Annotated in this window: 10 protein-coding genes; 4 read left to right on the forward strand and 6 right to left on the reverse strand. The window is 72.6% G+C overall.

What is annotated here, in order from left to right; translation table 11 throughout:
* Together Q0L54_RS06755 and Q0L54_RS06760 are read right to left on the reverse strand one after the other, a co-directional pair.
* Nucleotides 1-2,199 (reverse strand): glycosyltransferase (locus Q0L54_RS06755; protein ID WP_296666438.1); only part of this gene is annotated, 2,199 nt, incomplete at its 3' end.
* A 24-nt stretch (nt 2,200-2,223) separates the two neighbouring features.
* The gene (locus tag Q0L54_RS06760) at nt 2,224-2,544 is read right to left on the reverse strand and encodes a WhiB family transcriptional regulator (protein ID WP_296666439.1); all 321 of its coding nucleotides are present in this window, start codon (nt 2,542-2,544) and stop codon (nt 2,224-2,226) included.
* A gap of 234 nt (nt 2,545-2,778) precedes the next feature.
* Here Q0L54_RS06760 and Q0L54_RS06765 point away from each other — a divergent pair, with 234 nt between their 5' ends.
* Both Q0L54_RS06765 and Q0L54_RS06770 read left to right on the forward strand, forming a co-directional pair.
* A complete protein-coding gene (locus Q0L54_RS06765) occupies nt 2,779-3,981 on the forward strand; it encodes an LCP family protein (protein WP_296666440.1) in 1,203 nt (400 codons plus the stop codon).
* A gap of 89 nt (nt 3,982-4,070) precedes the next feature.
* On the forward strand, nt 4,071-5,306 hold the full coding sequence (locus tag Q0L54_RS06770) for an LCP family protein (protein ID WP_296666441.1): 1,236 nt from the start codon (nt 4,071-4,073) through the stop codon (nt 5,304-5,306).
* A gap of 8 nt (nt 5,307-5,314) precedes the next feature.
* On the opposite strand, the gene purE is transcribed toward Q0L54_RS06770, so the two are convergent.
* Together purE and Q0L54_RS06780 are read right to left on the reverse strand one after the other, a co-directional pair.
* Nucleotides 5,315-5,818: a 5-(carboxyamino)imidazole ribonucleotide mutase gene (gene purE / locus Q0L54_RS06775; protein ID WP_296666442.1), complete on the reverse strand. Its 504-nt coding sequence runs from the start codon at nt 5,816-5,818 to the stop codon at nt 5,315-5,317.
* Nucleotides 5,815-6,957, reverse strand: coding sequence for a 5-(carboxyamino)imidazole ribonucleotide synthase (locus Q0L54_RS06780; RefSeq protein ID WP_296666444.1), 1,143 nt, complete (start codon nt 6,955-6,957; stop codon nt 5,815-5,817). Before Q0L54_RS06780 ends, purE begins: the two co-directional genes overlap by 4 nt.
* 34 nt (nt 6,958-6,991) lie before the next feature.
* On the opposite strand from Q0L54_RS06780, the gene Q0L54_RS06785 reads away from it, so the two are divergent.
* A complete protein-coding gene (locus Q0L54_RS06785) occupies nt 6,992-7,492 on the forward strand; it encodes a GtrA family protein (protein WP_296666445.1) in 501 nt (166 codons plus the stop codon).
* On the opposite strand, the gene Q0L54_RS06790 is transcribed toward Q0L54_RS06785, so the two are convergent.
* Nucleotides 7,489-8,799, reverse strand: a complete 1,311-nt coding sequence (locus Q0L54_RS06790) for an ATP-binding protein (RefSeq protein WP_296666447.1) — start codon at nt 8,797-8,799, stop codon at nt 7,489-7,491. The two genes, Q0L54_RS06785 and Q0L54_RS06790, sit on opposite strands and share 4 nt — an antisense overlap.
* 8 nt (nt 8,800-8,807) lie before the next feature.
* Nucleotides 8,808-9,485, reverse strand: a complete 678-nt coding sequence (locus Q0L54_RS06795; protein ID WP_296666448.1) for a response regulator transcription factor — start codon at nt 9,483-9,485, stop codon at nt 8,808-8,810.
* Nucleotides 9,486-9,578: 93 nt separating this feature from the next.
* Between Q0L54_RS06795 and Q0L54_RS06800 the strand changes: the two genes are divergently transcribed.
* Nucleotides 9,579-11,702: a hypothetical protein gene (locus Q0L54_RS06800; protein WP_296666449.1), complete on the forward strand. Its 2,124-nt coding sequence runs from the start codon at nt 9,579-9,581 to the stop codon at nt 11,700-11,702.
* The last annotated feature ends 240 nt before the right edge of the window (nt 11,703-11,942 follow it).

The following is an 11,942-nucleotide window of genomic DNA, read 5'->3' on the forward strand; positions in this document are numbered from 1 at the left end:
GATGAGCCCGGCCGCGACCAGCGACGATCCCGGACCGGCGAAGCCATTGACCGGGGCCTGGCCGGCGCCGTCGGAGTGCACCACCACGGTCGCCTGCGCGGCGGCGGCCGCGACAACGCCGAGCGCGGCGGCGACGAGGCCGCCCGCGACCGCCCCCGGCGTGCGTCCCGACAGCGCTGCGAGCACGGCGCCGATGACCACCGTGAGCCCGATCGCGCCCGCGACCAGGGTGCCCGGAAGTTCGGGAAGGCCCGGGGCGCCGCGGGAGTGATCGGTGAGACCGAGCACGATGCGCCACGGGTCGACCGCGCCCGAGGCAAGGGCGGGGCCGTTCTCCCTCGCGAGAAGGGCCCATGCGTCCACGGTGAACGGTCCCGCGCGCCACGCCGCGACCAGCCCGGGGCCGGAGACGATCATTGCGGGAACCACCGCGGCCCAGAGGCGCCAGCGAGCGCGGCCCGCGAAGGCTCCGGCGAGCATCACCACCACCACCAGGGGAGCCAGCAGAGCCGGCGTGGCCGCGACCACCACCGCGAGCGCGAATGCGGCGCCCATCGCCGCGCTGGGCGACGCGGGCCGGCGCGCCGGAAACTCCTCGCCATCCCCGATCGCCTCGCCCCGATGCCAGCCCGCCGCCCGCACCAGTCCGAGCGCGAACCACGGCAACATCAGGTGGGCGACGACGGGCCCGACCCGCCCGTCCGAGATGGCCTGCAGGTGAAGCGGCCATAGCCCGTAGGCCAGCGCGCCGAGCGCCCTCACCCAGACCGAGCGGGTCGCCGCGCCGAGCGCGAACCAGGCCGAGAGGGTGGCGATCGCAACGCCGAGCGCCAGCAGCAGCCCGACCCACACGCGCGCGCCCCCGGGCAGCACGGCCGCGGGCAGCAGCAGCGCCGCGAACGCCCCGTCGAGCGCGGGGAGGCCGAACCCACTCGGGGCCCAGCCGGACCAGGTGCGCTCCCACAGCGCCGCCAGCGAGAGGTCGGTGACGCCCAGCGCCGCACCGGTCAGCATCCGACCCGAGGCGATCGCCGTGATCCAGGTGCCGTGCAACGCGATCGAGGCGACGAGCGCGGCCACCGTCAGCAGCCCCAGCGCGGCCCGGCGGCGCACCGCGGCCTCCGCGATCTCGCCACGCACCAGGTCCGACGGGGCGGTCTGGGCGCGCCACCGGTCGTACGCGCGCATCTCGCGAGAACGGACGTGGGAGAACACGCTCCGCGCTCCCACCAGGAAGGGACGCACGGCGGCGCGGGGCCGGCTCGAGCCGCGCCGGATCCGCCCACGCACGCCCGGCAGCTCGGGAAGTCTGGCGAGCACGCGCCACGGCACCGCGAGGTCGGCGCCCACCATGCGCGACTCGTTCTGGGCGATCCGCAACACCGCACGAGTGCCGGCGGAGACGAACGCCCACACCAGCAGCAGCGGCAGAGCTGCCAGGGGCGACCACGCGAGCGCGTGGATCCACTCGCCGGTGCGCCGGGCGCCGTAGGTCGACGAGCGGCCCCGCGAGGATCCCGACCTGACCCCGGTCAGCGACTCCTGGGCGTGGCGCACCTTCGCGACCGGGACGATGACCACGTCGTGGCCGGCGCGCCAGGCCCTGCGGCAGAAGTGCAGGCTGTCGCCGAAGCCCCGGTACGCGGCCTCGAGCCCGCCGAACTCCTCCCAGACCTCCCGCCTGACCAGCGATCCCGCAAGGGAGGCGGCGAGCACATCGTCCCGCTCGTCGTACTGGCCCTGGTTGATGTCGTCCTCATCGACCAGGTCGATGCGGCGCGCGCCCACCCGGGTGGTGGTGACGCCCAGCCCCACCAGGCGGCCCACATCGTCCCATCTCACCTGGGCGGGCGCGACCACCGCGGCGGCGGTGCGCTTCTTGGCCGTCGCCACCAGCAGCGACAGCGCGCCGTCGAGCGGGGCCGAGTCGTCGTGGAGCAGCCACAGGTACTCGTAGGGGTGGGCGGGGTGCGACGCCAGCACCTCGGCGACGCCGTCCGAGTAGCGGTCCGCGCCGTGGCTCCACTCCACCGGGAGCCCGTCGGGCGCTCCGGGGCGTGCCGCTCCTGGGGGCAGGACCACGTGCACCACGTCGGGGCGCGGCGACTGCGCCGCGATCGCGGCGAGCACCTCGGGTAGCCGGGACGAGCGGCCGTCAGAGACGACGACCGCGCGCACCAGCAGGCGCGCAGGGCTCATCGGGCTCCCACGCAGGCGTTCCGGTTAGACCGCGCGCCGCTTGAGTTTGCGGCGCTCGCGCTCCGACAGCCCACCCCAGATACCGAACCGCTCGTCATTCTCCAACGCGTAATCCAGGCATTGCGAGCGCACGTCGCACGACGTGCACACCTTCTTGGCTTCGCGAGTGGAGCCGCCCTTCTCAGGGAAGAACGCCTCGGGATCGGTCTGGGCGCACAGCGCGCGCTCCTGCCAACCCAGCGGTCCGTCATCCTCGGTACCGCTGAAGATGTCCACCACCGACGCCAGTGTCGATGCCGGTTTGCCTGCGTCAGAGGGCACCGAGCCTTCGTAGATATTCCACATTGGCCCCCACCTCCGTTCGCGACGGATCTGAACCCGTCTAGAGGAATTACAGCCGTGTAATCCCCACACGTCAAGTCCAAACTCCCAGACGTGACAAACCTCGCAGCACGCGCGGCCGGGCGTGTCGGCCACGCGGAGCCGGCACGGACCGCGGAAGACGGCCCGTGCCTCCCGGGAACACGGCGGTCCCACGCCTAGACTGCCGCTACGCCGGAGCACAGCACGAGGAGCGCGATGACCGAGACCGCACAGGTCCAGGCCCGCCACGCGCGCGGCGGCCTGGTGCGGCGAATCCTCTGGTACGCGGCCCTCGCGGCGGCCGGGGTGGCCGGATTCGTGCTCGTCTACGGCAACACCGTGGTGGATCAGCTCGACTCGGCGTATCACGCGCAGGACGTGCGGGCACTGGTGGGCGACCGTCCCGAGCGCGCCGGCGCGGGAACCGACGGCCCGTTGACGATCCTGGTGATGGGGTCCGATGTGCGAGACGGCGGCAACCTCAAGGTGGGCGGCGGCTCGGACGTCCAGGGCATGCGCAACGACACGACGATGCTGGTGCACGTCTCCGCGGACCGTTCCCGCGTCGAGGCCGTCTCGATTCCCCGGGACGCCCAGGTGGAGATCCCCGCGTGCACCTACCTCGACGGATCGACGGTTCCGGGCACCACCGGCGACTTCAACATCGCGTTCTCCCACGGGGGCGCCCGCGGCAGCGCGGCGGAGGCCGCGGCGTGCACCATCAAGACGGTCGAGCAGATGACCGGCGTCTACATCGACCACTACGCAGTGGTCGACTTCACGGGCTTCATCGACATGGTGGACGCGATCGGCGGCGTGCCCATGTGCATTCCCGAGCGGCTCGTCTCCTCCAAGGCTCACCTCGATCTGCGGCCGGGACCCCAGGTGCTCGACGGCACCACCGCGCTCGCCTACGCGCGCCTGCGCACCGCCGAGCAGGGCGGCGTCTCGGGCTCGGACCTGCAGCGCATCACGCGCCAGCAGCAAATGCTCGAGCAGGTGGCGCGCACCGTGCTGTCGAAGAATCTGCTGACGGACGTGGGCGAGCTCACGCAGTTCATCCGCGCCGGCGCCGAGTCGCTCACCATGGACACCGAGCTCGCGGACACGTCCTCCCTGCTCGCGCTCGCGTACAGCGTGCGCGGCCTCGATGCCAGGGACATCGCCTTCGAGACGGTGCCGTGGGCCTATACCGAGGACCGGCTGAACGTGCGGATCCTGCCGGAGGCGGAGCAGATGTGGGACGATATGAGAAACGACCGACCGATCTCCGTGACCGCCGAGGGCGACGCGAGTTCCGCGTGGGACGACGGCAAGAAGGACGAGACCACGTCCTCGCCGAAGCCGTCCGAGACCGCGGAGCCTGCCGGCTCCTCGTCCGCGACGTCCCTCGAGGACTTGCTGGGCGCCTGCCGCTGACACATGAGTGAGGAACGCTTTCCGCACCGCGAGCGTTGTGTCGCCAGTACCGACCCACGTGCGCGCGCACGTTCAGCCCAGGAGTGTCCATGACCGTCGAGGTGACCGATCCTCGCAGCCGTAGGCGACTTCGCCACGCCACCCGCGTCCCGTCGCACCGGGCGCTCGCAGCGATCCTGGCCCTCCTCGCCGCCGTCGCCGGATTCGGCCTCGTCTTCGTCGAGACCAGCCTCAACCGCATCGACAACAGCTTCACCACTCAGGACATCTCCGCGCTGCTGCCCTCGGCCACCCCGGATGCGACCCCCACGCCCGAGGACGACTCCGCGGGCAAGGCGCTCAACATCCTGCTGCTCGGCTCCGACTCGCGCCTGGGCGACGCCAACGAGGAGCTCGGCAAGGGCGATGTCGGGGGCATGCGCAACGACACCACGATCATCATGCACATCTCCGCCGACCGGTCGCGGATCGAGATGATCTCGATCCCGCGCGACTCGCGCGTGCGCGTCTCGGACTGCAAGATGCTGGACGGCAGCACCGTCAAGGGTTGGACCGGCAAGTTCAACATCGCGTTCGCGAACGGGGGTCAGAACGGGAACGTGGCCGAGGCTGCGGCCTGCGTCGCGACCACCCTTTACGACCTCACCGGCGTCCGCGTCGACCACTACGCGGTCATCGACTTCAGCGGCTTCGTCAACATGGTCGACGCTCTGGACGGCGTCCCGATGTGCATCCCCAACGACGTCTCCTCGAGCAAGGCCCACCTCGACCTCGAGGCGGGCCCGCAGGTCCTCGACGGCACCACGGCGCTGGCATGGGCCCGGGCGCGGACCGGCTCCGGGCTGGGCGACGGCTCCGACCTCATGCGCATCGAGCGCCAGCAGGAGCTGCTCACCAACATGGCCCGGAAGGCGCTGGGGCTCAACCTGCTCACGGACGCGACCAAGGGCACCGAGTTCATCACGGCCACCGCCGAATCGCTGACCATGGACCCGAAGCTGGGCGACTCTCACTCGCTGCTGGGTCTCGCGTGGAGCCTGCGGAACTTCGACACCGACAACCTCTACATGACCACCGTGCCGTGGATGTACCCCAGCGACGGCAGCGGTGACGTGGTGTGGAAGGAGGACGAGGCGGCCGCGATGTTCGCGCTGCTCAAGGCCGACGAGCAGATCGCGCCGGTCGAGGAGCCGACCGACGGCGCGTCGGCGACGCCGGAGCCGTCCGCCAGCACGTCTCCCGGAACCAGCAGCACCCCCTCGGTGTCGCCCACCCCGGACCGCGAGACCGAGCAGGAGATCCTCGACAGCTGCGCGACCGCCTAGCGGGGTCCTCAGGAGTCGCGGAGCGCCGCACCCTTCGCGTAGGCGGCGTCCCGAAGCTCCGCCTGGAACCTCACCATGCGCGAGCGGATCCGCTCCGCCTCCGCTCCTTCGCCGGAGCCGAGGATCCGAGCGGCGAGCAGGCCCGCGTTGCGCGCCCCGCCGATGGAGACCGTCGCCACGGGGACGCCCGCGGGCATCTGCACGATCGACAGCAGCGAGTCCATGCCGTCGAGGTGCTGGAGCGGCACGGGCACGCCGATCACGGGCAGCGCGGTGACGGATGCCAGCATGCCGGGCAGATGGGCGGCGCCACCCGCTCCCGCGATGATGACCGCGAGCCCGCGGGACTCCGCCTCGCGCCCGTACGCGATCATCTGCTCGGGCATGCGGTGGGCGGAGACCACATCCTTCTCGTAGCCGATGCCGAACTCGTCCAGCGCCTCCCCGGCCGCCTTCATCGTGGGCCAATCGGAGTCCGACCCCATGACCAGCCCCACCCGAATCGCGCTCATGCGCCACCTCCGTCCCTCACGATAGCGGCGGCCGCCACCGCCCTGGCGTACGCCTCGTCCCTGGTCGCGGCCGAGACGTTGACGTGGCCCACCTTGCGGCCGGCGCGCACGCCCTTGCCATAGAGCTCGATCCTGGCTCCCGCATCGTCCACCTCGGAGAGCGCGTCGGTGAGCCTGGCGCGCGCGCCGCCCAGCACGTTCGCCATCACGGTCCACGGCGCCGTGGCCGCCGTGTCGCCCAGCGGGAGGTCGAGCACCGCGCGCAGGTGCTGCTCGAACTGGCTGGTGACGGCGCCGTCGATGGTCCAGTGGCCCGAGTTGTGGGGGCGCATCGCCAGCTCGTTCACCAGCAGCCGGTCGCCGGCGAGGAACAGCTCGACGGCCAGCACCCCCACCACGCCGAGCCCGCTCGCCACCGCGTCGCCGATGCTCGCCGCCTGGGCCGCGAGCGCGGGCGACAGGTCCGGCGCGGGCGCGATCACCTCAGAGCACACCCCTGCGCGCTGAATGGATTCGACGGTGGGCCACTCGCGCATCTCACCCGAGGGACGGCGCGCCACCAGCACGGCGAGCTCGCGCTCGAACGGCACCTTCTCCTCGATCAGCACCCGCGGCCCGCCGTCGGCCGCCGCCCGGAGCCAGTCCACCGCTGCGTGAGGGGAGTCGATGACGCGGACGCCCTTGCCGTCATAGCCGCCGCGCGCCGTCTTGAGGACCCCGTGGCCGCCGTGCACCGCGAGAAAGTCCTCGACGTCCGCCTCGGTCTCGACGTGCGCCCACGCGGGGTTGGGCAGGCCGAGCGCGTCCATGCGGCCGCGCATCTCGATCTTGTCCTGCGCGTACAGCAGGGCGTGGAGACCCGGCCGCGCCGGCACGCCCACGGCGGCGGCGGCGTCGAAGACCTCCGCGGGGATGTGCTCGTGCTCCCACGTCAGCGCGTCCGGCCGCGGGTGAGCGAGCAGTCGATCGATCGCGTCGGGATCCGTGGGCAGACCCACGACGGTCTGGTGCGCGGGCAGCGCGGCGGCGGCCTCGCTGGACTCGACGAGGACGCGCAGCGTGATGCCCAGCGAGGTGGCGGGGGCGGCCATCATGCGGGCGAGCTGGCCTCCGCCGACGACGGCGACGATCGGGGTCATGGCACCAAACTACCGGGGTCTAGGCTCGTGCCTCGTGATCGTGCGATGGATCCGCGAGCGAGCGGGCGAGCTGACCCGCTTCGGCGTGGTGGGCCTCGCCGGCATCGTGGTGAACCTGGGCGTGTTCAACCTGTTGCGGCTGGGCCCGCTCGGCCCCGATGCGGAGATCGCCGGCGACGACGACCGCGTGGTGACGGCCAAGGTGATCGCCACCCTGACCTCGATCCTGTTCGCGTGGGTCGCCCACCGCCGCTGGACCTACAAGGGCCGAACCCGGCATCGTCCCGCACGGGAGCTCGTGCTGTTCGGGTTGGTCAACGCCCTCGCCCTGGCGGTGGAGGCCGGCGCGGTGGCCGTGAGCCACCACGCGTGGGGGTTCACCAGCCTGCTCGCGGACAACATCGCGTCGCTCGTGGGCATCGGACTGGGCACGGTCACGCGCTACGCGGGCTACGGACTGTTCGTGTTCTCCGCGCCGGGGGACGATGCGGTGGTCGCCGGCGACGCGCCCGCCGCGCCGGGCGAGGAGGCCTAGCGGCGACGCCTGCGCGGGTCGACCGGCTGGCCGTGGGGCACGATCTCCTCGATGTCCACCATGCGCGGCACCCCCTGGAGGAACACCGCGAAGGTGGCGGGGACGCGCTGAGCCAGCTCGAGCCTGCCGCCGTCGGCCGTCACCAGGTCGCGCGCGAGCGCCAGCCCCAGGCCGGTGCCGCGCCCCGACGTCACCTCCCGCTCGAAGATCCGCGGCGCGAGATCGTCGGGAACACCGTCGCCGTGATCGGACACGTCGATGACCACGGCATGGTTCTGTCCGGAGTCGCGGGCCGTCACGCGCGTGGCGCCGCCGCCGTGCTTGAGCGAATTCTCGATCAGCGTGGCGAGCACCTGCGCCAGACCGCCCGGCGTCGCGAACACCGTCGCGTCCGTGGGCATCACGATGAGCGCGCGCCCCGCCTGCTCGAAGGCAGGGGCCCACTCCTCGCGCTGCTGGTCGAAGACCGCGTCGAGGTGCACCAGCTCGGTGCCGGCGCCGAGGGCCCGGCGCGAGCGCCCCAGCAGCTCGTCGACCACGCCCACGAGCCGCTCGACCTGCTCGAGCGACTTCTCCGACTCCTCGCGCACGTCGTCCTGATCGGTGAGCGCCGAGATCTCCTCGAGGCGCATGGTGAGCGCCGTCAGCGGCGTACGCAGCTGGTGCGACGCGTCGGCGGCGAACTGCCGCTCGGTGGCCAGCCGCGCGGCCATCCGGTCCGCGGAGCGGGAGAGCTCGTCGGCGACCAGGTCGATCTCCTCGATGCCGGTCTTCTCGAGGCGCGGCCGGACCTGACCCGACCCGAGCTGCTCCGCGGAGGCGGCCAGGTACACCAGCGGCGCGGACAGCCGATTCGCCTGCCACGTCGCCATGGCGACGCCGGCGACGATGGCGACGGAGCCGCTCGCCAGCACCAGGCCCACGATCCTGGCGGCCTGCCAGAACACGTCCCACCAAGAGATGTACGCGAGCACCACGATCCCGGAATCGGTGGCGTGGCTCTCCGAATAGGCGGGAGAGGGCTCCTCCCCCGCCGTGATCACGGTGCCGTCGGGCAGGCGTGCGTAGATGTACGAGGGCGAACCCGGGTTGTCGCTCACGAACGAGGAGACGTTGTCCTCGGTGATCGACTCCCCCGACAGGTAGCGCACCTCGAGGGCCCTCGCCGCCGTGGTGGCACGCACGTCGAGGTCGCGGAGCGCATCGTCGCGGATGATCTGCACCGCCGCGACGGCGAGGGGGATGCCGAGCATGACCACCGCGACGGCGAGCGCCGAGAAGGTCGCGGCCAGGACACGGCGCCGCACGGGGCCCCTTACGCGCCGGTCTCGAAGCGGAAGCCCATCCCGCGCACGGTGGTGATGAAGTGGGGGTGCGAGGCGTCGTCCCCGAGCTTGCGCCGCAGCCAGGAGACGTGCATGTCGAGGGTCTTCGAAGGGGCGCCCGGATCCGCCTCCCACACCTCGCGCATGAGCGTGTCGCGCGACACCACGGACCCGGCGCTGGCCACCAGCACGTGCAGCAGGTCGAACTCCTTGCCGCTCAGCTGCAGCTCCTCGCCGTCCAGGTAGGCGCGGTGGCCGGCGACGTCGATGCGCACGCCGCCCACCTCGAGATCGGCACCAGCCTCGGTGCCGGTGCGGCGGCGCAGGAGGGCGCGCACCCGGGCCAGCAGTTCCGCGAGCCGGAAGGGCTTGGTGACGTAGTCGTCCGCGCCCGCGTCGAGGCCCACCACCAGGTCGACCTCGTCGGCGCGCGCGGTCAGCATCAGGATCGGGACGGGCAGGCCCTTCTCGCGGATCCGGCGCGCGACGTCGATGCCGTCGATGTCCGGCAGGCCCAGGTCCAGGATCACCAGATCCGCATCGCCCGCCGCCCCGACCCCGCCGAGCCCGTTGCCGTGCCACTCGACGTCATACCCCTCTCTGCCCAAAGCACGGGTCAAGGGTTCTGAAATGGTCGGGTCATCTTCGACCAAAACAATTCGCGTCATGACGCCACAGTACTCGGGCGTGCGGAGTTCGCAAGCACGCCCTTCGGCCGTGGCGGAGACCCGGGACGATGCGCGCGGCTACGCTGAGTGGCCGTGACGGCACACGCTTCGAGCTCCGTGGCGGGACGCGGGCACGCACGCGCCGCCGCCGCCCTGGTGGCCGCGCCCGAACGCATCGTCCTCGCTGCCGTGATGCTGGCGCTCTCGGCGGGCGCCTGGGTGTCCGTGGGCCTCCATGAGCCGTGGACGGTGCTGCCGGCGGCGGCGGTAGGCCTCGCCCTCGCGTGGCGCGTGGTGCCCACGCCCACCCGCGTCACCGCGGCGGACCGCTGGGGCGCCGCCATCGCCGTGACCGGCGCCGGCGTGTGGGCCGTCGCGAACGCCCTCATGTCCGCCGAGTTCCTCATCGTGGTCCGGGACCCCGGCTTCCTCACGCTCACTGGAATGTGGCTGGTCGACCACCCCGAGAGCGACATCCCCACGCTGGGGTCGATCGACGCGGCCGCGGTCGACGGATCGGTGCTGGCGGACGCCTCCGAGGCGTGGAACCTGCGCGGCGACGCGATCCAGCCCCAAGGGGCGCGCATGCTCTCCGCGCTCATCGCCGCCGGCGGGTGGATCGGCGGTGACCGCGGCGTGCTGGTGGCGAACCTCGCCATCGGCGCCGTCGGGATCCTGGTGGTCTATGCGCTCGCGCGGCGCGTGCTCGGACCGCTCGCGTCGCTCGCCCCCGCGGCCGCCGTGGCGCTGTCCGTCGCCCACATCGGCCTGTCGCGGTCCGCGTATACGGAGCCGCTCACCCTGGTACTGGTGCTCGCCGCTGCATTGTGGCTGTGGCGCGGCATCGAGGACCGGCGTGCGGGCGCCGCGCTCCTCGGGGCCGTCGCCTCGGGAGCGACCTCGTTCATCCGCATCGACGGCGCGGTGTTCGCGCTCGGCCTCCTCGCGGCCGCGGTGGTGGCGCTCGCGGTGGCGGAGGGTCCGCGCGCCCGGCGCGCCGGGCTGGGCCTCGGCATCGTGCTGGTTCAGGCCGGCGTGCTGATGGCCGGCTACGCGGCGCTGTGGCGATGGAGCGAGTCGTACGCGGAGCGGCTGGGCGACCAGGCGCGCACGCTGATGCTCGGGTATTCCGCCGTGGCGGTCCTGCTGGCGGCGTGGATGATCACCTGGTTCTGGGGCGGTGACCGCCTCGCGACGGGCCTGCGCGCGGTGCTGGGCCGGCGGGGCGCCATCGCCGCCGGCGCGGGGGTCTCGCTGCTGCTCGCGGTCCTGGCGTCGCGCCCCCTGTGGTGGGTCTCGCGGCGTGGCACCGAGTCCAGCGTGGACCGCTTCACCAACTCGGTGGTCGAGTCGTTCCAAAGCGCCCAGGGTCTCGAGATCGACCCGACGCGCACCTACGCCGAGCACACCGTGACCTGGGTGAGCTACTACCTCACGTGGCCCCTCGTCGCGCTGGGCATCGTGGGGCTGGGCCTCGCGACGATGTGGGCGGTACGGTCCCGTGGGGGCTGGCTGCTCCTGCTCGGCGCGGTGCTCCCGACGTCGCTGCTGTACTTCTGGAATCCGGAGATCGTCCCCGACCAGCTCTGGGCGTTCCGGCGATTCGAACCGGTGACGTTGCCGGGCTTCGCCATCGCGGCCGCCGTCGCCGCGTGGTGGCTCGCCGCGCGGCTGCGCACGCCGCGGGCGCGACGGACGGCGCGCACCACGGCAGCCGTGGCCTTCGTGGTCCTGCCGCTCACCACGTGGGTGTCGATCGACCTTCGCGACGATCTGCCGATCTCCGGGGCCACGCCCGTCTTCGTCCGCGAGATGGGCGGCGCCCGCGAACAGCTCGACGAGCTCTGCGCGCTCGCCCCGGGACGCCCGATCATCCTGGCGGGCACCTCCTCCCACTTCGGTTCCCTGCGCGTCACGTGCGACCAGCCCACCGTCCTCGCCCTGCGCGCGCTTACGCCGGAGAAGATGGCCGCGATGGCCGGGGTGTGGGAGACGGCGCCCGTGGTGCTGACCCGGAACCCCGAGTGGTTCGAGTGGTCCGCGGATCCGCAGGTGGTCGAGAGCTCGGTAGTGCGCCAATCCGCCTACCGCTTGCAGGGCATTCCGCGCACATACTTCGACCGCACGTACTCCTGGTACGCCGGGCTCGTCGACCAGGACGGCGTGCTGGTGCCGCTCGACCCGCCCGCCGGCGGAGCCGCTGTCACCAGCCCCTGACGCGGCCGCGCCCCTCCACGGGTCGAGCGCGCGTCGCACGTTCTCGGCGGTGCGCGAGGTCCACTCGACCCATGATCGTGACCGTCGAGGGCGTGGGCGACCTCGAGGTCGCCCCCGGTACCACCGCCGCCGAGGTGCTGGCGGCGGCGCGTGCGCCGGCGGCGGTCTGGTGCGGCGGCACCGTGCTCGATCCCCATCACCGCGCGGGCGTCCCGCCGCTGGGGCACGGGGCTCTGTTGG

Origin of the sequence: Demequina sp., from assembly GCF_024642165.1 — a bacterium.
Classification (GTDB): Bacteria; Actinomycetota; Actinomycetes; order Actinomycetales; family Demequinaceae; genus Demequina.